The 25,368-nt window shown below is 56.0% G+C and carries 28 protein-coding genes; 9 read left to right on the top strand and 19 right to left on the bottom strand.

Annotated elements, in window-relative coordinates:
• Nucleotides 1-9: 9 nt before the first annotated feature.
• The 6 genes from H573_RS0105065 to moaA all read right to left on the bottom strand — a co-directional run bounded on the left by H573_RS0105065 (nt 10) and on the right by moaA (nt 6,006).
• Nucleotides 10-1,470, bottom strand: coding sequence for a TrkH family potassium uptake protein (locus H573_RS0105065; protein WP_154653838.1), 1,461 nt, complete (start codon nt 1,468-1,470; stop codon nt 10-12).
• 8 nt (nt 1,471-1,478) lie between these two features.
• On the bottom strand, nt 1,479-2,117 hold the full coding sequence (locus tag H573_RS0105060) for a DUF502 domain-containing protein (RefSeq protein WP_027873312.1): 639 nt from the start codon (nt 2,115-2,117) through the stop codon (nt 1,479-1,481).
• A 101-nt stretch (nt 2,118-2,218) separates the two neighbouring features.
• The gene (locus H573_RS0105055) at nt 2,219-3,574 is read right to left on the bottom strand and encodes a VWA domain-containing protein (RefSeq protein WP_027873311.1); all 1,356 of its coding nucleotides are present in this window, start codon (nt 3,572-3,574) and stop codon (nt 2,219-2,221) included.
• 6 nt (nt 3,575-3,580) lie between these two features.
• On the bottom strand, nt 3,581-4,504 hold the full coding sequence (locus tag H573_RS0105050; protein WP_027873310.1) for an AAA family ATPase: 924 nt from the start codon (nt 4,502-4,504) through the stop codon (nt 3,581-3,583).
• A 21-nt stretch (nt 4,505-4,525) separates the two neighbouring features.
• Nucleotides 4,526-5,008, bottom strand: coding sequence for a cupin domain-containing protein (locus tag H573_RS0105045; RefSeq protein WP_027873309.1), 483 nt, complete (start codon nt 5,006-5,008; stop codon nt 4,526-4,528).
• Between the two features lie 5 nt (nt 5,009-5,013).
• A complete protein-coding gene (gene moaA / locus H573_RS0105040; protein WP_027873308.1) occupies nt 5,014-6,006 on the bottom strand; it encodes a GTP 3',8-cyclase MoaA in 993 nt (330 codons plus the stop codon).
• A gap of 65 nt (nt 6,007-6,071) precedes the next feature.
• Here moaA and H573_RS0105035 point away from each other — a divergent pair, with 65 nt between their 5' ends.
• The 3 genes from H573_RS0105035 to H573_RS0105025 all read left to right on the top strand — a co-directional run bounded on the left by H573_RS0105035 (nt 6,072) and on the right by H573_RS0105025 (nt 8,429).
• Entirely contained in the window at nt 6,072-6,782 is a 711-nt protein-coding gene (locus H573_RS0105035; RefSeq protein WP_027873307.1) for a hypothetical protein, read from the top strand.
• Nucleotides 6,783-6,967: 185 nt separating this feature from the next.
• Nucleotides 6,968-7,981, top strand: a complete 1,014-nt coding sequence (locus H573_RS0105030; RefSeq protein ID WP_027873306.1) for a Rieske 2Fe-2S domain-containing protein — start codon at nt 6,968-6,970, stop codon at nt 7,979-7,981.
• A gap of 109 nt (nt 7,982-8,090) precedes the next feature.
• Nucleotides 8,091-8,429 (top strand): hypothetical protein, encoded by a 339-nt coding sequence (locus tag H573_RS0105025; protein ID WP_027873305.1) that lies wholly within the window; start codon nt 8,091-8,093, stop codon nt 8,427-8,429.
• Here the strand turns inward: H573_RS0105025 and murI are convergent.
• Nucleotides 8,416-9,219: a glutamate racemase gene (murI, locus tag H573_RS17095; RefSeq protein ID WP_051171028.1), complete on the bottom strand. Its 804-nt coding sequence runs from the start codon at nt 9,217-9,219 to the stop codon at nt 8,416-8,418. The genes H573_RS0105025 and murI overlap by 14 nt on opposite strands.
• 7 nt (nt 9,220-9,226) lie before the next feature.
• The gene (locus H573_RS0105015; RefSeq protein ID WP_027873304.1) at nt 9,227-9,706 is read right to left on the bottom strand and encodes a peroxiredoxin; all 480 of its coding nucleotides are present in this window, start codon (nt 9,704-9,706) and stop codon (nt 9,227-9,229) included.
• 163 nt (nt 9,707-9,869) lie between these two features.
• On the opposite strand from H573_RS0105015, the gene H573_RS0105010 reads away from it, so the two are divergent.
• From H573_RS0105010 to H573_RS17090, 5 genes are all read left to right on the top strand, one after another.
• Entirely contained in the window at nt 9,870-10,274 is a 405-nt protein-coding gene (locus tag H573_RS0105010; RefSeq protein ID WP_027873303.1) for an Hsp20/alpha crystallin family protein, read from the top strand.
• 81 nt (nt 10,275-10,355) lie between these two features.
• Complete coding sequence (locus H573_RS0105005; RefSeq protein WP_027873302.1) at nt 10,356-11,123, top strand: adenosylcobinamide-GDP ribazoletransferase; 768 nt, start codon at nt 10,356-10,358, stop codon at nt 11,121-11,123.
• A 123-nt stretch (nt 11,124-11,246) separates the two neighbouring features.
• Nucleotides 11,247-11,786: a glycine zipper 2TM domain-containing protein gene (locus H573_RS0105000; RefSeq protein ID WP_027873301.1), complete on the top strand. Its 540-nt coding sequence runs from the start codon at nt 11,247-11,249 to the stop codon at nt 11,784-11,786.
• A gap of 84 nt (nt 11,787-11,870) precedes the next feature.
• The gene (locus tag H573_RS0104995; protein WP_036255755.1) at nt 11,871-12,269 is read left to right on the top strand and encodes a PA2779 family protein; all 399 of its coding nucleotides are present in this window, start codon (nt 11,871-11,873) and stop codon (nt 12,267-12,269) included.
• A gap of 6 nt (nt 12,270-12,275) precedes the next feature.
• A complete protein-coding gene (locus H573_RS17090) occupies nt 12,276-13,232 on the top strand; it encodes a PA2778 family cysteine peptidase (protein WP_084497928.1) in 957 nt (318 codons plus the stop codon).
• Nucleotides 13,233-13,235: 3 nt separating this feature from the next.
• Here the strand turns inward: H573_RS17090 and H573_RS0104985 are convergent, their stop codons facing one another.
• The 4 genes from H573_RS0104985 to H573_RS0104970 all read right to left on the bottom strand — a co-directional run bounded on the left by H573_RS0104985 (nt 13,236) and on the right by H573_RS0104970 (nt 17,453).
• Nucleotides 13,236-15,554, bottom strand: a complete 2,319-nt coding sequence (locus H573_RS0104985; protein ID WP_027873299.1) for a Tex family protein — start codon at nt 15,552-15,554, stop codon at nt 13,236-13,238.
• Between the two features lie 66 nt (nt 15,555-15,620).
• Nucleotides 15,621-16,259: a TetR/AcrR family transcriptional regulator gene (locus tag H573_RS0104980; protein ID WP_027873298.1), complete on the bottom strand. Its 639-nt coding sequence runs from the start codon at nt 16,257-16,259 to the stop codon at nt 15,621-15,623.
• Between the two features lie 105 nt (nt 16,260-16,364).
• Entirely contained in the window at nt 16,365-16,847 is a 483-nt protein-coding gene (locus tag H573_RS17085; RefSeq protein ID WP_036255753.1) for a phasin family protein, read from the bottom strand.
• Between the two features lie 159 nt (nt 16,848-17,006).
• Nucleotides 17,007-17,453, bottom strand: coding sequence for a hypothetical protein (locus H573_RS0104970; RefSeq protein ID WP_027873297.1), 447 nt, complete (start codon nt 17,451-17,453; stop codon nt 17,007-17,009).
• A gap of 272 nt (nt 17,454-17,725) precedes the next feature.
• On the opposite strand from H573_RS0104970, the gene H573_RS0104965 reads away from it, so the two are divergent.
• Nucleotides 17,726-18,511 (top strand): esterase/lipase family protein, encoded by a 786-nt coding sequence (locus H573_RS0104965; protein ID WP_027873296.1) that lies wholly within the window; start codon nt 17,726-17,728, stop codon nt 18,509-18,511.
• Nucleotides 18,512-18,617: 106 nt separating this feature from the next.
• Here the strand turns inward: H573_RS0104965 and H573_RS0104960 are convergent, their stop codons facing one another.
• The 7 genes from H573_RS0104960 to H573_RS0104930 form a co-directional block, all read right to left on the bottom strand.
• Nucleotides 18,618-20,168, bottom strand: a complete 1,551-nt coding sequence (locus H573_RS0104960) for a phosphoenolpyruvate carboxykinase (RefSeq protein ID WP_027873295.1) — start codon at nt 20,166-20,168, stop codon at nt 18,618-18,620.
• Nucleotides 20,169-20,338: 170 nt separating this feature from the next.
• Nucleotides 20,339-21,190, bottom strand: a complete 852-nt coding sequence (hslO, locus tag H573_RS0104955) for an Hsp33 family molecular chaperone HslO (RefSeq protein WP_027873294.1) — start codon at nt 21,188-21,190, stop codon at nt 20,339-20,341.
• Nucleotides 21,191-21,200: 10 nt separating this feature from the next.
• Nucleotides 21,201-21,587, bottom strand: coding sequence for an RNA-binding S4 domain-containing protein (locus tag H573_RS0104950; RefSeq protein ID WP_027873293.1), 387 nt, complete (start codon nt 21,585-21,587; stop codon nt 21,201-21,203).
• Between the two features lie 8 nt (nt 21,588-21,595).
• Nucleotides 21,596-22,267, bottom strand: a complete 672-nt coding sequence (gene yrfG / locus H573_RS0104945; protein WP_027873292.1) for a GMP/IMP nucleotidase — start codon at nt 22,265-22,267, stop codon at nt 21,596-21,598.
• Nucleotides 22,268-22,296: 29 nt separating this feature from the next.
• Nucleotides 22,297-22,476 carry a hypothetical protein gene (locus H573_RS0104940; protein WP_027873291.1) on the bottom strand — a complete coding sequence of 60 codons (180 nt, stop codon included), beginning with the start codon at nt 22,474-22,476 and terminating at the stop codon, nt 22,297-22,299.
• A gap of 535 nt (nt 22,477-23,011) precedes the next feature.
• Nucleotides 23,012-24,223: an acyl-CoA dehydrogenase family protein gene (locus H573_RS0104935; RefSeq protein WP_027873290.1), complete on the bottom strand. Its 1,212-nt coding sequence runs from the start codon at nt 24,221-24,223 to the stop codon at nt 23,012-23,014.
• 15 nt (nt 24,224-24,238) lie between these two features.
• Complete coding sequence (locus H573_RS0104930) at nt 24,239-25,345, bottom strand: acyl-CoA dehydrogenase family protein (protein WP_027873289.1); 1,107 nt, start codon at nt 25,343-25,345, stop codon at nt 24,239-24,241.
• Nucleotides 25,346-25,368 lie beyond the last annotated feature (23 nt).

The following is a 25,368-nucleotide window of genomic DNA, read 5'->3' as shown; positions in this document are numbered from 1 at the left end:
CGGTGAAGCTTAGCTGCGCCAGAAGGCCGGGGTAAACAGCACCAACACGGTAATAAATTCCAAGCGTCCGAGCAGCATTCCCACGCTTAGAATCCACTTGCTGGTATCGCTCAGGCTGGCGAAGTTGCCCGCTGGCCCGATCAATTCCCCCAGCCCCGGGCCGACATTCATCAGTGCGGTGCTGGCGCCCGTGAGCGCAGTATCGAAATCGACGCCACTGAAGCTGAGCAATAAGGTAATCAGCATCAGGCTGATCAGCATGACAAATAAATAGGCAACGGATGACAGAAGAATCGCATCGTCTACTTTGTGGCCATTGTAGCGTCTAGGTACGACCGCGCGGGGGTGCAGGGCCCGCGACAGCGATTCCTTCAGACTAATGGCGAGCAGCTGGAAGCGAAACATTTTCACCCCGCCGCTGGTCGAGCCCGAGCAACCACCCATAAACGTCGCGAAGAAAAACAGCGCGGCGGCAAATGGCCCCCAGTGACTGTAGTCACCGCTGGCAAAGCCGGTCGTACTGATTACCGAGATAAGGTTAAAGCTGGACAGTGTCAGGGCGCGCAGCGGCGCCTGATGATTAACCAGTATTTGGTAGAGGCTGAGGACTAAACAGGCAGCGATGACGATCAATACGAAGCCGCGCAGCTGCTGATCTTTCCACAATAGCCAGCGCCGTTGTGACAGCGATTGCACATAAAGGGTGAACGGCAGCGCACCGATCATCATAAACACAATCGCCACCCAGTGGCTTCCCAGGTCGTCGAACTGAGCGAAGGAATTATCCGAGGTGGAAAAGCCGCCAGTCGATAGCGTGGTCATCGCGTGGTTAATGGCGTGGAAGCTGTCCATTCCGGCCAGCATATAAGCGCCGGAACACAGCGCGGTGAGTACCAGGTAAAAATAGATGATCCGGCTGATCATCGTCTTGGCGCGCGGCAGCGCTTTGTCTGACCAGTCAGAGGACTCTGTTTGAAAAAGGCGCATCCCGCCAACGCGTAAGAACGGCAGTATCGCCACGGCCATGGCAATAACGCCGAGGCCGCCTATCCATTGCAACATTGAGCGCCACAGCAGGATGTCGGCGGGCAGATTGTCCAGGCCGGTAAGCACCGTCGAACCGGTTGTCGTCAGCCCTGATGTCGACTCGAAAACGGCATCGCTAAGGCTGAACACCGTGTCGGTTAACAGCAGCGGCAAGGCACCAAGCAGGGACATCAGCAGCCAGCTCACGCTGGTAATTAAGAACATATGGCGCGGCGTGAGCGCGTGAATCTGGTAATTCCAGGTGGCCATGGCGCCAGCCAGTGCCAGGCTTTCGCAGACGAGCAGCACCAGTGTGTAGGCTGCGGCGTTGTCACTGCTGTAAATCCATGCGGTGGCCAGTGGCAGCATCAGGCTCAGGCCGAAGACGGCGATGGTAAAGCTGCAGACCTTGACGACGGGCATCGTCAGGCGCTGGGGGCTCATGCTGGGTCCTACTCTGCGCTGCGTGGTAAGTCGTTATTGCGGCACACGCCCAATTCAGCGGAACCGGCGCCACAGGCAATAATGGATTTAAATGCTGCGTCGAGTTTTATATCGGGCCGCAAGGTAACGCAATCACCGGGCAGGTGGTATACAAAGCCCGAGGTGGGGTTGGGGCCAGTGGGAACGAATACGCTGAACCAGCCATTGTCGTGGCGACTGGTGACGATGGCGGTAGCCTGGGTGGGAACGTCGCGGCCGTAGAGCTGAACGATGGCGACCTCGCCGCGGGTAAAGGGCGAGTTGCTGTCGTTGCCAAACATCTGCTGAAGGATGTCGCGGATCAGCCGGTAGCCGGGGGCGAAACGTGACAGGTGGCGGTCGATAAAGCCCTGAGCGAAGCGACCCGCACTGGTGGCGACCAAGGTGCCCACCACAAAGCAGGCGAATAAAATCAGTGCAATAACAACAACATCAATCAAAGCAGGTGGCGCACCGCTAATTTTCACCAGTGGCTCGGTGAGCGGCGCGATCAAACTTTGCACGGCATTTACCGCCCAGCGTAATGCCAGCAGCAGGATAACAATCGGGGCGATAACAAGGATGCCGCCAATAAAAGACTGGCCGATAAAGTGCTTGAACTTATTCATGATGACTCGCGGATTCCTGCTTGTCGGCGGAGCTAATAGTAAACAGTTTGTTCACGCTCGGCACGACTGCTTGCGAAACTAATGGCAATATTTGCCGTTTTTTACCGAATCAGTGTCAGCAGCTCGTCCAGCAAACGCTCGAGCTTGCGCAGTGAGCCGCATTCCGCCACGTAGTGACACGCCGTCTGGTAGCGGCGTATTTCCGAGTCACCCGTATTCCAGCGGCTCTGGGATTCTGGGTTGAACCACAGCACCAGGCGGGCGCGGTGGTAGAGTTCACGCAGTGCGGCAATGCCGGTGTCGCCGCCGTTGCCCCGGCCGTCGCCGAGAATAATGATGGTACTGCGACGATTGACGCGCTCTTCAACTAACTGGCGAAAGCTGTTCAGCGCGCGGCCGTAGTCGCTGTTGCCCATGCCGTGGCGCTGTTGAATAATCGCGAGGGCCTCGTCGGCATCGTGCTGGCGGAATAGCTCGCTGACTTCAACGCTTTCGCCACAGAAAACAAAGCTGCGTGTGTTGGGGAGCACGTCGGCCAGGGCCTGCATAAACAGCATTAGCACTTGCGACCAGCTGCTAACCGAGCCACTGAGATCGCACAGCACAAAAATTTCGCTTTTTTCGCGGCGGGTACTTTTCCAATAGCGGTGGAAGGGAACCCCTCCGAGTGCGATGTTGCGGCGCAAGGTCTTGCCGAGGTCTAAGCGGCCGCGCTTAGCGCGCCGATAACGCTGTCGATGCTTGGCGGCCAGTTTTTTGGCCAGCTTGCGTATCAGCGGCGGCAGGCGGTCGCGGTAGTAGGTGTCCAGTGCCGACAGCTGGCTATCGCGCATTAAGGTTTCTTGAAACTCGCGGGTAGCGGCATTGTTGTTGAGCAATAACTGCCGGTCTAGCAGTTCGCCGAGTTGTGCCAGTTGCGTTTCCCGCTCGCGTTCCAGCCACCGTGACTGTTGTTGCTCTGTTGGGCTGCCACCGGCCAATTGGGCGATACGCTCGCGGCGGCCGCTGTCATTGAGGGCATCGAGGATGCGGCGGCGGTATATGCCGCGTTGGGTGGGGTATTGCATTGCGGCCAGGTCGACTTCGCCCGCGGCGCGCATCAGCTCCGCGCGCAGTGCATCGCTGCCCATGCCGCCACCGCCACCCTGCCCTTGGCCCTCGCCCTCGCCGGCGGTTTCGCCGTCGGCACTGCGGTCTTGTGGGGCCTCTGGGTCGACGGTGTGTGTGGTGTCGTTGGGTGTTTCTGCCAGGTCAAAGAACTGGGCGAAGCAGCGGCTGAACAACTGGCGTTGCTCCTCTGACTTCGCCAGGCAGCTCGCCAAACCGTCGTGTAAAAGCTGGCGATCACCATAGCCAAGGCTGACAGCGACTTGCATGGCGTCTAGCGTTTCTGCGGTGGAAATACCGACCCCGGCATGACGCAGGTGGCGAATAAACTGCAGTAAGGTGGCTTCCACGTCGCTTTAGTAACGCTGGCTGAGTAGACGGGTGATTTCAGGCCGCACGATGTTGATATCTTCCTCGTATTTCAGCAGCACATTCAGGCTGTCATCAACCAGTGCGGCGGACAGGTTGTCGGCATGCAGCAGTAGTAGGCTGCGCGCCCAGTCGATCGTTTCGCTGATGGCCGGTTGTTTTTTCAGGTCGAGCTGACGAACCCCGTGCACAAACGTGACCAGCTGTTGGCGCAGGCTGTCGGCGACGTCTGGCACCCGGCTTTGCACGATGCGGCTCTCGAGCTCTGCTTCGGGAAAGGGGATGTACAGGTGCAGGCAGCGTCGCTTGAGTGCATCGCTGAGGTCGCGGGTATTGTTGCTGGTCAATAGCACCAGCGGCTTGTGTTTGGCGCGCAGGGTGCCAATTTCGGGCAGGGTGACCGCGAAGTCGGCGAGGATCTCCAGCAGCAGTGATTCAAATTCGTAGTCGGCTTTGTCGATTTCATCGATCAACAATACAGCGCCGTCATCGCTTTGCAGAGCGCTGAGCAGAGGGCGAGGTTCCAGAAACCGCTCTGAGTAGAAAATGTCATCGAAGTTGTGCAGGCGTTCTACGGCCGCGGATAGGTCGTTGGCGCCGCCAAGAATGCCTTGTAGCTGCTCTTTTAGCACTTGCACATAGAGCAGTTGCTTGCTGTATTTCCAGTCGTACAGCGCCTTGCTTTCGTCTAAACCTTCGTAGCACTGCAGTCGAAACAGCGGCAACTCGAGCATCGCCGCACTGGCGTTGGCGAGCTCGGTCTTGCCAACGCCGGGCGGCCCCTCAATCAGAATAGGGCGCTGGAGCGCGCGGGCAAGGTGCAGGGTGGTCGCGATTTGCTCGCTGGCGATGTAGCCCTGCTCGGCCAGCTGTGAAATCAGTTCATCGATGGCTTGTCTCGCCGTATTCATACAGAGTCCTGTGTTCGCTGCCTAGGGCCGCACTAGTTGAAGCAGAGATTGCCAGTGCCGTGGATAGCCTGCCTGAATGTCGCCGGCGTTGGCAAATTCATGGTCGCGGTAGTCGAAGCCCGGGCTAACCGCTTCGGAGATCAAGCCGTAGTCGCCTTCTTTGAGCTGGGAGGCTTTCCACCATCCGCCGGGCACATAGAGCTGCAGATGCTGTCCCTTTTCGAGGTCTGGCCCCATGACAAGGTGCTCAACATCACCGTTTTCCTTCAAGAGCGTGTAGTGAAGGGGGGAGCCGCCCTGCCAAAAATGCAGGATGCCGCTGCGATTGCGGTGCAGGTAGCCGGTGGCGCTGTCGGCGGTGAGCAAATAATAGATGCTGCTCATCAGCGGGCGCTGCGCACTGCCGTCGCCAGTGGTTTGTGGGTGGGTAAAGCTGCGCCTGAAATAGCCGCCCTCGGGGTGGGCTTCCAGTTTAAGCTGTTCGATAATTTGCTGCGCTTGCATGGCGCTTAGCCGCCAGTGGTATTCATAAAGCGCACGATCTGAGGCTCATCATTCAGGTCGAAGTGGTGGCGCTCAGGCTTGATGTCCATGGCGTCGATAATACGTTGCTGAAGCTGCTCTGGCTGGTTTTCCAGCACGCTTTTTAGGTCGACGGAGTATTCATTGCCCAGGCAAAGCAATAAACGCCCTTCAACGGTCAGCCTCACGCGATTGCAGAGATGGCAGAAATTGTGGCTGTGGGGAGAGATCAGGCCAACCCTGCTTGTGCTGTCAGCCATACGGTAATAGCGCGACGGGCCGCCACTGGTTTCCGCACTGGCGGTAAGTGGGTAGCGCGCGTGAATGCGCCGATGAATCTCGTCGCTGCTACAGAAGCTGAGCGCCCGGTCGTGCTCGCTGATGTGCCCGAGGGGCATTTCTTCAATAAAACTGATATCGACGTGGCGGTCGCGGGCGAAATCCACCAAGTCCAGGATCTCGTCATCGTTGCGGCCGTTCATAATGACCGCATTCAGTTTTATCCGCTCAAAACCGGCGGCTTTTGCGGCGTCGATGCCTGCCAATACCTTGCTTAGTTCGCCAACGCGAGTCAGCTCTTTAAAGCGATCTTCGCGGAGGCTGTCCAGGCTGATATTGATGCCGGTTAAGCCCGCGCGATACAGGGGCTCAGCATAGCGGTCCAGCTGAGCGCCATTGCTGGTCATATTGAGTTGCTCGAGGCCGTCCAGCGACGCTAAGCGCTCCACCAGCGACAACACATTGCGGCGCACCAGCGGTTCGCCTCCGGTCAAACGAATTTTTGTGACGCCCAATTGCACAAATGCCGCGCCAATGTCGTAGAGTTGTTCCAGACTAAGGATGTCGCGCCGGGGTAGAAAGGTCATGTCCTCGGCCATGCAGTAGACGCAGCGAAAATCGCAGCGGTCGGTAACGGAGAGGCGCAGGTAGTCTACCTGGCGGCCAAATCGATCTTGCAGTGGCGGAGTGGCTGTAGTCATCCGTCGATATTATCACAGCCTGCGGGCGGGTAGCCTGTAAGCAATAACATGTTGAGAGAGTGTTTATGAAATACAGCCTGGCGATTGCAATGCTGCTTGCCTGCGCAAGCGTTGTGCAAGCTGAACCCGGAAATGGCAATGCTTACGGCAAGGCCCACGCGCCGGGCCAAAATAAAGCACCGGGAGAGCCCGCACAGGGGCATGCTCACGGTAAAAACAAACAAAAAACGGCCGGCACACATGCTGCCCAAGGCAATGCAGGTGGTGGCGCGCAGGTGCGTGCCGATTGGCGGGTCTACGACCGCTTTGGCCAGGCGATATCGGCCAGCGCCTTAGCTGATGCCGTCGCCGTAGAAGCGGCGGTCAAAAAAGCGGGTGTCGACCCCTATTCGCAAGAGGCGGCGATGATTCGCATAAGCATGGGGCAATCGCCAGAAATTGCGGATAAGCCCAATGACGGCGCTTATAATGTGCACGGTGAAGCGATCTCACACCGTCAGGCCAGTGAGCGTTTTGCCGCCATAGCGGTGATGGAGCGTGCGGGCATAGACCCGGACAGTGAGCAGGCGGCGCAGATCCGTGCCGCGGCCGAGGGGCGTATTGAAACGGCTGACGGCGAAGAGGTGGACCAGCAAACCCTGGAAGATGTCGCCAAGGAAATCGCGGTTCAAGAAGCCATTATCTATACCGGCGCCAAGCCCGGCTCTGCTGATGAGTCGCTAATTCGCATGGGCGCCGATGTGTTTATGGAGAAGCTTCGCAGCTGGCGCCAGTAGCGAATAGACCGATTTTTATTGGCCTTAGAATCCCCCACTGTCGTATTTTGCCAGTGGGATGTCTCATTTTGTCATTGTCTGGCAGCTGGCAACGTTTACTCTGGAGGTCGTGAATAGGCCTTCTTTTTATAGGGTTTTTAGCCGCCTTGCGGCGATCTTTCTGCGTTAGAGCTGAGGACAAGTCAATGACTACCACAACAACTACTGTGAAACGCTACCCCATGCCCATGCCGTATGGGTGGTTTGCGGTTTCTTTTTCTGACGAACTGGCTCCCAGCGAGTCACGCGCTGTGCATTACTTCGGCCAAGAGCTGGTGTTGTTTCGTACAGAAGCCGGTCGCGCGGTATTGATGGAAGCATACTGCCCTCACCTGGGTGCTCACTTGGGCCACGGTATTCACGAGCGTTCGGGCACCGGTGGTGGTCGTATAGAAGGTAACAATATTGTCTGCCCTTTCCACTCGTGGAAGTTTAGCCCAGAAGGTGAATGTGTTGAGGTTCCCTACGCGAAGAATATGCCGCCTAAAGTGAAGGGCCAGAAGTGTTTGAAGTCTTTCCCGGTGCGTGAAATTAACCAAGTTATTTGGGCGTGGTACCACCCAGAAGGCGATGCGCCGAAGTGGGAAGTTATTGAGCACGACGAGGCAAACTCTGACGATTGGTCACCGCTGGATCGCTACGAATGGATTCTGAATACTCACGCTCAGGAAATGGCAGAAAATGCGGCTGACCCTGCTCACTTTAAATATGTTCACGGTACGGCGTCGTTCCCCGAGTGGGAAACCACCTACGACGGTCCTATGGTGCGCGGTTTGCAGCAGGCCAACATGCCGACGCCACGCGGTGAGGTACGCGGCTCAATCCGTACTGGTAGCGCTGGCCCCGGCCAGGGTTTCACTAAGTTTGAAGGTATCGCCGATACCTTCTTGATGGGGCTAACTACGCCGATTGACGATGACACGGTGCATGTCCGCTTTGCCTTCACTCAGCCCAAGGTTAACGGTGAAGTGCAGAAAGGCGGTGTGAACGCGGCGATTATCGCCAATATCGTTGGCCAGCTGGAGGAAGATAAGCCCATCTGGGAAAACAAGATTTATCGCCCGCTGCCAATTTTGTGCGATGGCGATGGCCCTATCGCGAAATTCCGCAAATGGTATTCTCAGTTCTATGCCGGTGGCTTCGACCCACGCTCGCTGTAAGGGCAAGTGTGACTCTGGTCAGATAAATGAAAAGGGCGCCCAACTGGGCGCCCTTTTTTGTATGGGTAGCGGCTATACTAGTGCGCAACCTATTCTTTCTGGAGATGTAATGAAGCGCGCAGTCATCCTGCTTTGGATCGTTTGCCTGATGCCCCTATCCAGCTGGGCGGCCTGCAAACTGCCTGCGCCGCCCAAGCAGTTCCCCGATGGTGAGGCGGCAAGCCGCGACGAGATGCAGCAGCTGCGCCAGCAACTCGAGCGTTATGTCGACGAGCAAGGCCGTTACCTAAAGTGCCTGGACGCCATGGAAAAAACTGCCAAGGGAACCGGTTATGACACGGCGCAACGCCGGTTGGAGCGCATCGCTCGTTACAATACTGCGATGGCGGAGATGTCGGCGGCGGTGGAGCGTTATAACCGCGAGGCTGAGCGCTTTAATCTGCGATGAGTTCAATGCCGCGGGTGGCGAGCTTGTCGCGCAGAGTCTGGCTGGCCGCTTCTGCCCCGAGAATGCACGCGCGTTGACGCCCCCTGCCTCCGCGAATGTAGCGATTATTTTCAAGCAAATCTTTCACCCGTCGCGCAATGGCTTCACCAGAATCTATCCAATTGATTCCCGGGAGGTGTTTGGCTAGTTGTGGTTTAACCAGTGGGAAGTGGGTGCAGGCCAATACAATCGTGTCCAGCGCTTTTGCGCTGGGGTATTGGTGAAATGCAGCTGCCACACTCTGCCAAACGTCAGGGGAATCCTCGTCCTGCCAGAATAACGTTTCCACCGCCGGTGCCAGTGCTTCTGCTCCTACCGATAGCACGGTGCAGTCGCTGGCAAAGGTGTCGATTAGCTCGGCAGTGTAGCGCCGTTTTATGGTGCCGGGCGTGGCGAGCAGGCCAATAACACGGCTTTTGCTTTGCAGGGCGGCAGGCTTAATGGCGGGCACGACACCCACAACAGGAAGGGAGACTTGCTGTCGTAAACTGGGTAGCACGGCAGTGCTGGCGCTGTTGCATGCGACCACCACGATATCGATGCGATGGCGCTGTAGCAAGGTGTGAATACGCTGGAGAATATGTTCTACCAGTGCATCCTCCTGCCACATGCCGTAGGGGAAGCCGCCGCGATCCATCGCGTAGAGCAGGTCAATATCGGGAAGCAAATGGTGGATTTCGGCGCCGATGCTCAGACTACCGACACCGCTGTCGAACACCAGCACCTGGGGGCGGTGCTCAACACTATTCATTCCCGGATCACAGCTGTTCAATAATCTTTTCAGCGGCGCTGACATCGACGCCACCGGCTGGCTCAACGGCAATAAAGCTTACGACACCATCTTCTGCAATCAACGCAAAGCGCTGGCTGCGTTTGCCCATGCCGTAGCCACTGGCATCCATTTCCAGGCCCAGTGCGGCGGTGAGTTCTGCGTTGCCGTCGGCGAGCATGAGCAGCTGTTCAGCGTTTTGGCTCTTACCCCAGGCATCCATCACAAAAGCGTCGTTGACCGACATGCACACGATGCTGTCGACACCCTTGGCTTTAATTGTGTCAGCGTGCACGACATAGCCAGGTAGGTGGGTGAGGCTACAGCCGGGGGTGAAGGCACCGGGCACGGCAAACAGCACAACTTTCTTACCGCTAAATATGTCGCCAGTGGTGATGTCCTGGGGGCCCTTTTCGCCCATAACTTTGAGCGTAACGTCGGGGATTTTATCGCCAGTTTGGATGCTCATATCGTTGTCCTTTAACCAGAAAAAAGAGGAGTTTGTGCTGCGCGACAAGTGTAGCAGAGCTAATAGCGTGTCGACATGCACTTGAAATATGCGACGCCAATACCCAGATAATGTTCAACAGCGAAAGCTGAAATTGTGTCGAAGTGTTATTGGAGGTGGTCTTATGAATAGCTATCTGCCCTTCACATTATTTGGAGACCTAAGCCGCAATTTTGATAGCCGCGGTGAGCCGGCCGAGAAGGCGCGTCGTGCGTGGGCGCCTGCTGTGGATATCAGTGAAGCGGACGACGCCTACCTGCTAAGTATGGATGTTCCCGGTATCAGCCGAGAGGCGATTGAGGTCAGCGTTGACGGCGGCGTGCTAACGGTTAAGGGCGAGCGCACTATCGACTATGCCGACGCAAAGTTGGCGGTAAACGAGCGCTGGCAAGGAGAATTTGTTCGCCGCTTCTCGCTGCCCGATACCGTGGATCAGGAGAAGATTGCTGCCAAGGTAGAAAACGGCGTCCTGGCGCTGCACATACCCAAACTTGCGGCGGCGGAACCGCGTCGTATCACCGTTCAATAGGCCCCCTGTTAAGCCCTGCCCTTGCAGGGCTTAATTGCCTGTGCTGGAATCGCAGGGTTTTTAATCACTGAGCCCTCTCCTATGCCCCCCTTTGATAAAGCGTCACTGCGTCGCGAGTGGCAAATATTCCTGCTGGCGCTGGGCTTTTTGAGTCGTATTCCTGTTCCCCAAGACCCTGACTTCAGCCCCGAAAAGCTTGATGGTACAGCGCGCTACTTTCCTCTCGTGGGGCTGCTGATTGGTGGCGTAACGGCGATTGCCTTGCTGGTTTTTTTCGCGTTGTTTAATAACCCGCTGTTGGCGGTGCTGTTGAGTATGGCGGTGGGCTTGTTGCTGACGGGCGCCTTTCATGAGGATGGTTTGGCCGACAGCGCCGATGGCTTTGGTGGCGGATGGCGCCGAGATGACGTGCTGCGCATTATGAAAGACTCGCGCATCGGCAGCTATGGCACCGCCGCGTTATTCATGGTGCTGGCCATTAAGGCGGCGAGCTTGTCGGCGATACCGATCGCCCAAGCGGTTGGCGGAATCCTCATCGCGCAAGTGGTGAGCCGTTGGCTGGCCATCTCCTTTCTGATCGATATGCCCTATGTGAGCGGTGAAGGAAAGTCGAAGCCTCTGGCGACCGCGCTATCACTGCGTGACTGGCTATTGGCAGGGCTGCCTGTTCTGCTGTTATTAGGCTGTGCACAGGCCTCGCAGTGGCTGCTCTTGTTGCTGATTTTGGGGGGCTTTCGGCTGGGTTTTGGCCGGTATTTGTCGCGCCGTATACAAGGGTATACCGGAGATGCGCTGGGGGCGGCGCAGCAACTGAGTGAAATACTTATCTACTTAGTGATCCTACTGTAGTTGTCAGCAGGTAGAGATGTCGCTGAACCACAGCTGAACGGCGACTGTAAATTGTTGTTCCTTTTAGCGGCGCACTTTGTCGGCGCTCGCTGGTCAGAGAGGTATCAGTAAGAGGAGATAACAATGTCTAAGTTCGCAGTTGTTGCCGCCGGCGTTGGCGCGGTTGCACTGGCCACGGCGGGTGGCTATGGCGGTTACCACTATCTGGAATCGCAGCCGCGCTATGCGCAGGTGTTGTCTGTTGAGCCAATTACCGAAACCTATTTTGTTCCCCGTGAAGAGTGTTACGACGAGGTGGTGCAAGAGCGGGCGCCGAGCCGTGACACTAATCAAATAGCGGGTACGGTTGTCGGCGCTGTACTCGGTGCGGTTATCGGTAAGCAAGTGGGTGGCGGGAACGGTAAAAAGCTCGCGACAGTGGCGGGTGCGGCTGCCGGTGGCTACGCGGGTAAGCGTATTCAGGAAGATATGCAGAGCAAGAATGTGCAAACCCGCACAGAACGTCGCTGCCAAACCCTACAAGACCCTAAACAGCGCGTCACTGGCTACGAAGTCAGCTATAGTCTTGAGGGTGAGCCGGGCACGGTTACATTGGCGCAGCGCCCGGGCGAGCAGATTCCTGTTGTTAATGGTGAGCTGGTACTGGAAGGCCCAGAGGGCTAGCTAGCACGTAAAGCCGGGCCATATGGCGCGGCGTTTCACGACCAGCCCTACAGGTCATCTTTTTAGACGAAAATGGGAGAGAGTATGAAATTTAATAAATCACGAAAGTTAGCCGCGATCTTTATGAGTGTATTGCTCTCGTGGATGGGCCTCGCCGCGACGACGGCCTCTGCGGCCATGGTCGATACATCAGTGACGATCAGTGAGTACAGTCTTGCCGAGGATAAGGCGGCATTGAAGTCGGCCCTCGACCGTGAAGATGTTCGCGAGCGCCTGCTTGACCTCGGTATTTCTATCGATGATGTCGATACCCGCATCGACGCGCTGACAGCCGATGAGCTGGCCAGCCTCAAAGCAAATATGGACGATATGCCTGCCGGTGCAGGTGCCGTCGGCTTATTGGCCTTTTTGGTGTTAGTGTTCTTTATCACTGATATTCTGGGTATTACCGATATCTTCCCCTTTGTGAACGCGGCCAACTAAAGACTGTTGCGTTATTTTCTTGCTATATGGACGCTGCTGCTAGTTGCTTGCAGCAGCGTTCCCGCACTTCCCCCTGCCACCCTGAATGACTTGGCAGGTACTCGTAAGCTCGATGTTCCCTTCGTTGCTCAGCAGGCCTACTACTGTGGTCCCGCGGCGTTAAGCTCTGTGGCGAATTACCGCGATATTCACATTGATCAGCAGTCCGTCGCTGACATGAGTTTTGTGCCCGAGCGCAAGGGTAGCTTAACGGTTGATATGCAAGCTGCGGGAAGGCGCATTGGTTTGTTGCCCTATCCTCTCGCACCAACGCTCGAAGACTTATTGAGGGAGCTCAATGCGGGTAACCCGGTATTGGTGCTACAAAATCTCGGTTTGAGCTGGTGGCCGCAGTGGCACTATGCGGTGGCAGTGGGTTATGACCTCAGGTCCAATACTTTGCTCCTGCACTCTGGGGAGAAGGCGTATTATCGGCTGGGTTTTGCAACGTTTACTGCAACATGGACGCGGGCAAAACACTGGGCGAGAGTGCTGGTTCCGGCCGCGGTGATGCCGGTCACGGCAATGCCTGTTCCCTATTTAAAGAGTGCCCACGCCTTTGAGGAAACCGGTGATATTGAGCGTGCGATGGGCTTCTATCAGCGTGCGGTAAATGAATGGCCAGACAGTGTGTTGGCATGGTTGGCCCTGGCCAATGCCGCCTATGCTCAGGGTGATTTCACTGGTGCGATAAACGGCTATGAGCGTGCGCTTGCGGTAGCGCCAGAACGCGCGTCGGTCTGGAATAACTATGCCTACGCCCTACATGCGCACGGTTGTTCGCAGCTCGCCATTGACGCCTTGGGTCGCGCATTGGCCTTGGCGCCGCAGGACGAAAATATTGCGAATAGTCGCGATGACTTACTGCAGCGGCCAGGGGGCAGCGCCCCGAGCGGGAGCTGCCCGGAGCGGCTCCCGCAATAGCTGCTACAAGCGTTTGCCCTTGCCCTGTTTGGCTTGAGCAAAGAGCGCTGCCATCGTGCCGCTGGGGGCGTTTTGCTGTTTTTTCTGTTGCTGTTTGACATCGCGGTTACTGCGTTCAGGTCGGCGTCCGCCCCTGCCCTCGGCTTGGTGGTCGCTGGCCTGATCGCTCAGGCGCATGGACAGGGCAATACGCTTGCGCGCGGCGTCAACATCCATGACCTTCACTTTCACGATTTCGCCGGCCTTCACAACGCTGTGAGGGTCTTTTACAAAACTCTCTGAAAGCGCGGAAATATGGACCAAGCCATCTTGATGAACGCCAATATCCACAAAGGCGCCAAAGTTGGTCACATTGGTTACCACGCCCTCCAGCACCATATCGGCTTCAAGGTCAGAGATCTTTTCAATACCATCTTTGAATTCGGCGGTTTTGAATTCCGGCCGCGGGTCGCGCCCCGGTTTATCCAGTTCGTTGATAATATCGCTGACGGTGGGGATGCCGAAGCTGTCGTCGGCGTAGTCGGCGGCATTGAGGCTTTTTAAGAAGCGACTATCACCGATCAGATTACTGACCTCTCGGCCGCAGCGCTGCACAATTTTTTCCACTACGGAGTAGGACTCTGGGTGAACCGCAGAGCTGTCCAGCGGGTTTTCACCGCCCATTACGCGTAAAAAGCCGGCGGCTTGCTCAAAGGTTTTGGCGCCAAAGCGACTGACTTCCATCAGCTGTGCACGGTTGCGGAAGGCGCCATGTTGGTTACGGTAGTCGACAATATTCGCCGATATCGACTGATTGAGACCCGACACCCGCGACAACAGCGCAGGCGATGCGGTGTTCACGTCCACGCCGACGGCGTTAACGCAGTCCTCAACGACGGCTTCCAGGCTGCGAGACAGCGCCGTTTGCGAGACATCGTGTTGATACTGGCCAACACCAATGGACTTGGGGTCTATCTTCACCAGTTCGGCCAGCGGATCCTGCAGTCGTCGGGCGATAGAAATGGCCCCGCGGATGGTTACGTCCAGGTCGGGGAATTCGCGCGCCGCGTACTCCGATGCGGAATAGATCGACGCCCCTGACTCGTTGACCATGATACTGGTACAGCCCAGTTCGGGGTGGGCGGCAAGCAGGTCTTTGACAAAGCGCTCGGTCTCGCGACTGGCGGTGCCGTTACCGATGGCGATCAGTTCGATATTGTGAGTTTTAATCATCGCGAGCAGGCTGGCAGCGGCCTCTGCTTGTCGATTTTGCGGTGGATTCGGGAAAATAGCGCCGTGATCCAATACCTTGCCAGTGGCGTCAACCGCTGCGACTTTAACACCTGTGCGCAGGCCTGGGTCGAGCCCGATGGTCGCACGTGGCCCCGCTGGTGCGGCGAGCAGAAGGTCTTTTAAGTTTCTGGCGAATACCTCAATAGCGCCGGCGTCGGCTTGCTCTCGAAGTCGGCCGAGCAGATCGGTTTCAAGGTGAGTGTAGAGTTTGATTCGCCAGGTCCAGCGCAGTACTTCCCGCAGCCAGCTATCAGCGGGGCGACCTTGATCCTCTATGGATAGGTGTTCTGCCAGCATCAGTTCACAGGGGTGAATTTTGGCCTCTGGCTCGCCCGCGACCAAGCTCAGCCCCAGAATGCCCTCATTGCGGCCGCGGAACATGGCCAAAGCGCGATGAGAGGGGGCACTTTTTAGCGGCTCGCTGTGCGCGAAATAGTCGCGAAATTTTGCGCCCTCTTCTTCTTTGCCAGCCATTACCGTGCTACTAAGCTGCGCGTTTTCCCAAAGGTAGCTACGCAGCTTGGCGATCAAGTTGGCGTCTTCGCTGAAACGCTCCATAAGAATATATTTGGCACCGTCTAGCACCGCTTTGCTGTCGGCAAGGCCCTGCTCGGCGTCGATGTAAGCCGCTGCCTCAGTGTCCGGGTCGAGCTTTGGATTGTCGAACAAGGCATTGGCCAGCGGTTCCAGGCCAGCCTCTATGGCAATTTGGCCCTTGGTGCGGCGTTTGGGTTTGTAGGGAAGATAGAGGTCTTCGAGTCGATTCTTGCTATCTGCCGCCAGAATGTCTGCCTCAAGTTCGGCGCTGAGTTTGCCTTGCTCGCGTATGCTGTTAAGAATACTGTCGCGGCGCTCTTCCATTTCGCGAAGGTAGCCTAAGCGACTCTCCAGCTCGCGCATTTGGCTATCGTCGAGCCCGCCGGTGACTTCTTTTCGGTAACGAGAAATAAAGGGGACCGTGGCGCCGTCATCAAGCAGGTTAACAGCGGCGCTAACCTGTGATTCTTTTACGCCCAATTCCTGGGCAATGCGACTCGAAATTGCTTGCATAATGTGTGGCCTGATACCGCGTAAAAACGCCACATTATGCAGAAACTTCGCGCTCGCGGCGAGGTTTTAGGCGTCTTTGGTCAATACGTCGAATAGGGTGCAGCACTCGTCGTAGAAGTAGCGGAAGTCAGTGGTGAGATAGGGGGCAACCAGCGACATAAGGTGGAAGACGCCTCGGTGGATGGTGATCTCGTCGGCGCAATTTTTCTCCCTCAGGCTGTTGTAGTTTAACCAGAATGTGAGATTGAGTACGACGTTGTCGCAGAGGCGCGAAAGTGGCGTGCCGGTGGTATCCAGAATTCCTGCGGCGACCAGCTCTTCGGCAACGGCTTCGGCAGCTTGTAATTTTAGATTAAGAAGTTTGCGAAAGCGCCGGTCGATATCTGGGTAGCGCTGTAAAATATCGTTGAGGTTGCGATATAAATAACGGTGTTTAAACAGCTGCTCGAAAACAATATACAGATAAAACCAAGCGTCTTGGGGGCTTAGGCTTTTTTGCAGAGGGGCTTGCAGAATATCGCTGAGCTCTAGTTCAAAGGCAGAGAACAGTTCTTCGATAATTTCTTCTTTGCCGTGGAAGTGGTAGTAGAGATTGCCGGGGCTGATGTTCAGCTCATTGGCGATATCGACGGTGGTGACGTTGGCTTCGCCCTCGTCATTGAATAGGGCCAAGCTTGCCAGCAAGATTTTTTCGCGGGTTTTCATCCCTGAGTTAACCACCCATATTCATCGACAGGGCGTTAAAGTGACACGCCTGTGGGCGCTTGTCCAGAGAGGACGCGACCCGCTTTTTAGCGGGTCGCGAAGGGCTTACTCAGCAGCTTTCTTTGCAGCGGCCTTTTTAGCGGGCGCTTTTTTGGCTGCAGTTTTCTTCGCGGCAGCTTTCTTAGCGGGGGCCGCCTTTGCTGGCGCCTTGCTGGCCTTGCTCAGTGCATCGACTTTCTTGCTCAGTGCATCCAGTTTTTTCTCGAGACGCTCTAGGTCGTCGGCGCTGGCAGTGTGACCAAAGCCCAGGCTTGCGCGCATTTTGCTGATGCGCTCTTCAATGGAAATAGTCTTGCCGATATTGCTGGCTTCGCCCAGTTTTTCGCGAGCTTGCACTTCCAGTTTGTTGCCCTTGTCGACCAGCTCTTTGAACAGGCGTGGGCTGTCTTTGCTTGCCTTTTCGTAGACTTCTTGTGCTTCGTCGTAGGCGCGGCCGTATGCACCAAGGCCAGCCAGCCAAATGCTTTTTGCCAGTTCACCGGCTTGAGAAGAAACGTCTTTCAGGCTTTTCTTGCTGTCGTTGCTCATAAGATTCTCCAATGTGCGAAACGTTTTTGCGCAGCAGTGAGAGTGGAGCTCCGCACTGATGCAAAAAAGCACGATGACCAAGATGGCGCATCGTGCAAAGCATAGTTAGGGTAAGGACCTAGGGGGGTAGGCAGTCAAAGTGACTGCCAAAATGCTCAATTACGATGCAGCAGCTTCTGTTGCTACAGCATCTTCACTTTTGCGAGAAACCAAGCCTTTTACCTTTTCGAGGTTGCTTTCCAGGCTTTCACGCAGCTCTTTAATGCGCACGTCTACCGCTTCGCTTTTTACTGACTCAAGCTTGGCAGTCGCTTCGGTTTTTGTTTCGTTGATCTTGGCAACAACTTGCTCTTTGCTTTCTTCAAACTTGGCAATGGCGCTGCTTTGTACTTGCTCGCCACGGCTTACCAGGCCTTCAAAAATTTCGTTGCGCTTTGCGTACAGATCTTTGTACTTAGCTTCAGTTGCCTTGATTTTTTCTTCGGTCAATTTAGCCAGCTCTTGGCTTTGCTCAAAAGCTTTACCAGCCAAGCCCAGTTGAGCCAAAAATACATCTTTGGCTACAGTGTTTGCTTTCTCAACGAAGTTAGTTTTTGCGTCGCTCATAGTACGTTCCTCTCTTGGGGGGTGCCCCGTAATGTGTGTTATCAGCGACGGCGCTAACTGCTGGCCGCCGGTCTCGCTGTATGGGGTGAACATTACGCATAAAAATTAGAAAGGGCATACTAAAGTGCACGTTTTCGGACATTGTGTCGCAGTTGATCGAATTATCGCACGGCTAGCAGGAGGTGACGGAAAGGATTGCCAGTGCCGTCGAATATTGTTTAGATAATATGACAGGGTCGCTGTTACGAGCCCGAATAATAAGAGAGAAAAAGATGGAAACTAGCACTAATGCTGCGGCCTCACGCAGTACCGCGAAAGAGTTGCGTTCTCTTGCTGAGATTTTTTCGGCAGTCTCCATGCGCGGTTTTCACCGTCACTTATCTTCGGGCGACGGCCACCCAGTGGTGATTGCACCGTCATTTATGACCAGCGATGTCGCGACGTCGGTAATGCGCCGAGCTTTGCGTCAAGCTGGCTTTGATGCCTATGGCTGGGAGCAGGGTCTAAATACAGGGCTGCGCGAGCAGGTTTACCTGAATTTCGAACGCCATGTAAAGGATTTGGCGAGCCGCTATGGGCGTAAAGTCAGTCTGGTGGGGTGGAGCTTGGGCGGCATATATGCTCGCAGCCTTGCCCAGCGTAATCCCGACTTTATTCGTCAGGTGGTGACACTGGGCTCACCGGTAAATATTCCGGAAATGCGCGGTGTATCCGGCCCTGTGTTGAAGTTATACGAAATGCTTAACCCCGGGGCGATGGATGACCCCATGCTGAATTGGCGGGAGGAGTGGTGCAGTGCGCCGCCGGTGCCTTCTACGGCGATGTATAGCGCCAGTGACGGTATTGTGGATTGGAAGTACTGCGTTCATCAGGAACCGGGCGAACAGAGCGAAAATTTACGGGTACCAGCGAGCCATATGGGGATGACCCATAATTTGGCAGTGCTGTATGCCTTGGCAGATCGTCTCTCTCAGCGAGAGGGTCAGTGGCGGCCCTTTGAGTTGACGGGCCTGCGCCGCCGGTTATTCCACGTGAGTGAGCACTTGGCGGCCGCATAGTGCGCTAACAGAGAAATACAGCATCGGCGGACTGTTTCAGTGCGAAACAGGCGCGCATAAAAAAGGGCAGCCCTTGGGCTGCCCTTTTTGCTATCTGGCTATTCGCTTAGCCTTTTGGGCCAGCGGCTACGATAGCCTCAGAGACGTCAAACTTGGTGATGTTCTCTTGGAACAGTTTCGCCAATTTGCTGGCTTCCTGGTCGTAGGCAGCTTCATCGCCCCACGCCTTGCGTGGGTTGATGTATTTGTCGTCTACGCCCGGAATTGCCTTGGGTATAGTCAGGTTCAGAATATCCAGTTGCTCGGTTTCTGCGCCGATCAACGCGCCACTTTGTGCAGCGGCAACCACAGCGCGAGTCACTGGGATGGGGAAGCGCGAACCTGTGCCGCCAGCTGCGCCTGAGCCGCCAGTCCAGCCGGTATTGATCAGGTAAACCTGAGAGTCGAAGTCTTCGATGCGCTTCATCAACAGCTCGGCGTATTCGCCTGCGGGACGCGGCATGAAGGGCGCACCAAAGCACGTGGAGAAAGTGGGGTGGATACCTGCTTCTGCGCCCAGCTCAGTTGAGCCAACGCGGGCGGTGTAGCCGCTCAGGAAGTGGAAAGCCGCCGCTTCTTTGGACAGGATAGAGATCGGAGGCAGAACGCCTGACACGTCACAAGTCAGGAAGATAACGGTCTTGGGTTCGCCGGCGGCATTCTCGATAACGCGTTTTTCAACGTTTTCCAGTGGGTAACAGCAGCGGCCGTTTTCCGTCAGGCTTGTGTCGTCGTAGTCTGCGGTGCGGCTGTTTTGGTCGATTACTACGTTTTCAACGATGGCACCGAAGCGGATGGCGTCCCAGATGATGGGTTCGTTCTTCTGGCTCAGGTTGATGGTTTTAGCGTAGCAGCCGCCTTCAATATTGAATACCGAGCCCTTCGCCCAGCCGTGCTCGTCGTCGCCGATCAGGTAGCAGCTAGGGTCTGCAGACAGGGTGGTTTTACCGGTGCCAGACAGGCCAAAGAATAAGGTGGTGTTGCCTTGCTCATCGACGTTCGCTGAGCAGTGCATCGGCATAACGTCTTTCTCTGGCAGCAGGAAGTTTTGCACAGAGAACATGGCTTTCTTCATTTCACCGGCGTAACGCATGCCTGCCAGCAGTACTTTGCGCTGGGCGAAGTTAATGATGACGCAGCCGTCAGAGTTAGTGCCGTCGCGCTCGGGGTCGCAGACAAAGCCCGCGCAGTTCAGAATTGTCCACTCTTCCTTGGCTTTTGGGTTGTACTTCTCGGGGCGTACAAACATGTTGCGACCAAACAGGCCTTGCCAAGCGGTTTGTGTGTTGACGACAACGGGAATGTAGTGATCTTCGTGAGCGCCAACGTGCAAGTTAGAAACGAAGCGATCGTGGTCGGCGAGGTAGTCTTCTACACGGCTCCACAACGCATCAAATTTGGCGGCGTCGAAGGGACGGTTAACGCTGCCCCAATCGATGCTGTCAGCCGTCGATGGCTCCTGAACAACAAAGCGGTCACCGGGAGAACGGCCGGTACGCTTGCCAGTGGTTACCACCAGTGCGCCCGTGTCGGCCAGTTGGCCTTCGCCGCGGGCCAGCGCTTGCTCGATTAGTTGGGCGGGGGTTAAATCTTTATAAACAGTTGTTTCAGCACTCATTCTCGGTATTCCTGTCACGTCGTCCCTGGGGACATTAGGAGGTCACAGTTGATCGGGGTAAACCCCCCGCGCGGGTGGCCAGATTTTGAAGGCGGCTATTATTGCAAAAATCGCCAAGCGGCGCTAACCCTGATCGCCGCCGATCTGCGGCGATTTTGGTTTTTTTTCACTCAATGCCGAGTGTTGGGTGCTGGGTCACCAAAGAGATTGGCAATATCCCCGGCTTCAAAGTGGAATTGGCGGTGGCAGAACTCGCAGTGGCTATCTATTTTCCCCTGCTCACTGAGAATGCTCTCCAACTCTTCTCGACCCAGAGAAACCAGTGCAGATTCCATGCGTTGCTGGCTGCAGCTACAGACGAATTTTAGCGACTTGGGCTCAAATACCCGCACGGTTTCCTGATGGTACAGGCGGTACAGTAAGCGGTCTGCGCTGAGTGTCAATAGTTCTTCTTGTTGAACGGTGTCGGCCAGGGTGGTGAGGTGTTGCCAAACGGCGGCATCACTTTGTTGCTCCGGCAGCTCTTGCAGCAGGATGCCCGCGGCGGTTTCGCCATCGGCGGATAGCCACAGGCGGGTGGCCAATTGCTCGCTCTGGCGGAAGTAGGCCTCTATACACGCGCCGAGATTCGCGCCATCTAAGCTGACAATCCCCTGATAACGTTGCCCTTTTTCAGGGTCTATGGTGATGGCTAGCTGGCCATTGCCCAGCAGGCTATGAAAGTCCTCGCCGATCGCCTGGCCGGCGTCGCGAGCAATGCCGCGAATGTCGCCGTTGGAATTTGCCTCGGCCATAATGAGCGGGACCTGGCCGTCCCCGCGGACCTGCAGAATCAGGCTGCCGCGAAATTTAATGGTGACACTCAGCAGGGCTGCGGCGACCAAAAATTCCCCCAGCAAAGCCGCGACGGCTGGTGGGTAGTGGTGGTTTTCCAGCATTTCACGATAGCTCTGCTGGATCTGGATATGCACGCCTCGCACATCACTGCCGTCGAAAATGAAGCGGTGAATTTGATCACTCATAAGGTGCTGTTTAGTCCTGTTGTTCGCGGAATCGGTGTATTTGGCGGCGCTGTTTCTTGTTGGGGCGCTCGCTGCGCAGCACCCCCGCTGCGGCCCCCAGCGCTTTCCGGTCGGCCGCATTCTGCTGGCGCTTGGCGATACTGGCGTCGGTTTCGCGGTAAAGTAAGGCGGCTTCGGGCGCGCCACGTCGCTGGTCGGAGATGGCGATAATCTCTACTTCGCGCTCGTCCCAGCCGGTGCGCAGCGTTAGCATGCCGCCCACTTCTACTTCTTTGCTTACCTTGCAGCGGGCGCCATTATAATGCACTTTGCCGCCCTCGATGGCCTGTTTTGCGATGCTGCGGGTTTTGTAGAAACGGGCGGCCCACAGCCACTTATCCAGGCGAAGGCGTTGTATGTCTTTGCTCAATCTCGGTCTCGCGGTGGTATTGGCAGAATTTCGTCAAAATGCTCGATAGCGGGGTAGCTTAACCCTTGGCGCAGGGGCGCGCGACTGTCGGGGCGCTTCATGGTAATTAAATGGCGTATGCCGTGGCGAGCGGCAGAGTCCAACACGGTGGCGGTATCGTCGATCAGCAGGCTGCGAGCGGGCTCGTAATGCCAGTGCTGGGCGAGCTTTTGCCAGAAGGTGTCGTCTTCCTTGGGCAGGGCGAGTTCGTGAGAGGTGATGATGCGCTGAACCCACTGGCCAAGACCGGTTTTTTCCAGCTTGATATCGAGGCCGCCCTGGTGGGCATTGGTGACCAGCCACACGTCCCGGCCGCTGCGTTGTAGGGCATCTAAAAATCGCTCTGTGCTGGGGTGCATGCGAATCAGGTGACTAATTTCGCGTTTGAGTGCGGTGATGTCGAGCTGAAGCTCTTCTGACCAGTAGTCGAGACAGTACCAGTTCAGTGAGCCGCGCTCAGCCATGATGCGAGCGATCAGTTCTTCACTAACGGTTTGGAGGTCGCCGCCATGAATCTCGGTGTATCGGCGGGGGAGGTGCTGTGTCCAGAAAAAATTGTCGTAATGCAGATCGAGTAATGTGCCGTCCATGTCTAACAGAACGGTGTCGATGTCTTGCCAGTTAATCATAGTGCCGCGCCCTAATTGCGCGGCGAAAACTAGCGCGCCGCGTTGACTCGCATTGCCTGGTGGCTAATGGCATCTTTCATATCAATGGTTTCAGCGTAGTTCACATTGAGCCACCACTCATCGCGGTTGCTACGGAATTGATCGATAGGGCGGCCGCGATGCGTATTTTCGCTGAAGATAGAACTTGTGCTGTTCGCTGCTGTTGCCATCACTGTGTCCTCTGCTGTGCGCTTAAGTGGTTGCGCTGGTTGAGTGTTAACCATAGTGATAGCGGCTCGGCAGCAGTATAGGGAAAAGCCCCTAACTCGTGAAGTGCCGTGTAAAACTGTGATCTGTGCACGGTTTTGAGGGCAGTTATTGTCTCGAATCATTCGCATCCACTCGCTGTCTAGCGGCTAATCGCTGCCAGTGCTGAGCGGCTGTCTAAGAGTTCAGCGTAATCGACACTAAGCCACCATTCGCTGCTGGAGTATCTATTTGTCGTTAACGAACGACGGGGTCCACGAGACTGAAAAATACGTTCCGTTTCTGCGCCTGCCGTTTTTTTAGATATTGGTGTTGAGCGGTTTTTAAAAAATTGCTTTGCCATGTTGAGTTGACCCCGTAAAAGAATGCTTTTCTTGTAGGGGTTAATTTAGCAATGTCATAGAGCTGCAGATATACGCAATAGTCGGTAGCGGAAAGTACCTAAGCGCCCTCAATATAGTGTTAGGGCGCTCGTTTTTGGCGTGGTTAGGATGGGTTTCAAGAGGGGATGTCTTTGAAGGCAATGCCTTTGTCGGCGCGAGGTTCTTGGGGCATTCCCAAAACCTGTTCAGCAATAATATTACGCATAACTTCATCGGTGCCACCCGCCAGGCGAATACCGGGAGAGAACAGAGCGGTTTTCTGGAAGTGGGCCTGTTGCGGCGCGATGTCCGGGTTCATCACTGGGCCGCTTTCACCGAGCAATTGTAGGGCATAGTTGGCAATGTCTTGATTCATCACGGCTCCGACCAATTTTCCGAGAGCGGCTTCGGCGCCGGGCATTCCCCCTTTGGCCACAGCAGTGAGCATGCGGTTAGTAGAGGCCTTGATTCCGGCGTGTTGGCAGTACCAATCGGCCAAGTGCTCACGGACAGAGGGGTTGTCGGATACTGGCTTGCCGTCTATCTGCAGCGTTTTGACTAATTGCAGCAGCTCTGGGAAACCGTCCGGCTGGACGCCGGAGATCGCCAGGCGTTCATTCATGAGCACTAACAGCGCAGCGCCCCAGCCGCCGCCAATCTCGCCGAGCCGCTGGCTGTCTGGAATCTCGGCGTCATTGAAAAATACTTCATTAAAATGCGCGTCGCCATCCATTTGCTTGATGGGTTTAACGTCCACACCGGGCTGGTGCATATCGATGTAAAACATTGTCATGCCACGGTATTTAGACACCTCGGTATCGGTGCGGCACAAAATAACACCGTAGTCCGAGTGCTGGGCGCCAGAGGTCCAGATTTTCTGGCCGTTTACTACCCATTTGTCACCTTGCTTGACTGCACTGGTGCGCAGCCCGGCGACGTCGGAACCGGCACTCGGTTCTGAAAACATTTGGCACCAAACATCTTCAGCGCTGGCCATTCTTGGTAGCAAGTGCTGTTTTTGCTGCTCGCTGGCGAAGTGCATAATCGCCGGGCCACAGTTGCCTATGCCAATAACAAAGTAGCCATCGGGCTCGGCATAATTGGCCACTTCTTGAGACCAAATCACTTTGTGGATCTGGCTCAAGCCGGCGCCGCCATACTCTTTAGGCCAGTCGAGACAGGCAAATCCCGCGTCGGCCACTTTTTTGTACCAGCGTTTGGCATCGTCATAGCGTTCGGCCTGGGAGGGGCGACCCGCGCCGGTTTGTTTTGGGCGCGCATTGGCAGTGAGCCATTGGCGTACTTCTGCGCGAAATGCTGCTTGTTCGGGGGTATCTTTGAAGTCCATTGTCAGCTCCGGTGCTTAAGCAGTTAGCAGTTGTTCGGTGAGGCGGTTTTTCCAGACGGGGGCGCTGCCGATAACGCTTGAGAGTAGCTGGGCGCGTCGGTAGTAAAGGTGGCAGTCAAACTCCCAGGTAAACCCCATGCCGCCGTGGGCCTGAATGTTCTCTTTGCTGCACAAGTAGTAGGCGTTTATCGCGCTGACGCGAGCGGTGGCGGCGGCCAGAGGCAACTCGCGTTCGCCATCGGTCATGGCCCAGGCCCCATAGTAGGCGTTGGATTTCGCCAGCTCCTTTGCCACAAACATATCGGCGAGCTTGTGTTTAATCGCCTGAAAGGAGGCAACTTGGCGACCAAATGCGTAGCGGCCTTCTGTATAGGTTTTTGCCATATCAATTACGGCTTCACAGCCGCCTACTTGCTCAAAGCTGAGCAGTACGGCGGCGCGATCAAGTAGCTGTTGATAGCAATGGGGGAAATCTTCGCCATTGCCCAACGGCTCAGAGGGGGCGTCGGTAAATTGAAGTGTGGCCATTGCCTGACTGGGGTCGATTGTCTGCTGGACTTGGCGTTGTATGGCACTGTTGTTGAGGTCTGCCTTATAAAAGGCCATGCGGCCGGCTTCATCGCGCGCAGCAACAATGGCGAAATCAGCGGCGTGGCCGTGCAAAACAGCCTGAGCCGTGCCGTTCAAGACGGCGTCGATAGCCGTAACGGTATTTATAGCGCCGTGGTTTAGACTGCGCGTTTCGGGCAGGGCAACACAGGCTATGGCGTCGCCGCTGGCCAACTGAGGAAGCCATTCAGCCTTCTGGGTGTCGCTGGCGCAGAGTTTTACCGCCTCGGTGGCAAGGTAGACTGAGGCGGTAAAGGGCAGTGGTGCCACTGCGCGACCCAGCTCCTGGGCGATGACGCACAGCTCCAGGTAGCCCATGCCGAGCCCCCCGAATTCTTCGTCGATCGCGATGGCGGGCCAGCCAAGCTCGGCCACCTGTTTCCACAGTGTTTCGTCATAGGCTCTCGCGTGCTCAAGGGCCTGTCGCGCGCGGTCTGGCGGGCATTCTCGGCTCAATACGAGACGAGCTTGGTCCTGAATGGTTTTCTGGTCGTCGGAAAAATCAAAATTCATAGATCGGCTCCTACTATTTTTAT

The organism is Neomelitea salexigens DSM 19753 (genome assembly GCF_000422345.1).
In the GTDB taxonomy this organism is placed as follows: Bacteria; Pseudomonadota; Gammaproteobacteria; order Pseudomonadales; family Spongiibacteraceae; genus Spongiibacter; species Spongiibacter marinus_A.
The sequence above is the reverse complement of the archived record's forward strand: the minus strand, read 5'-3'. Positions and strand labels throughout refer to the sequence as shown.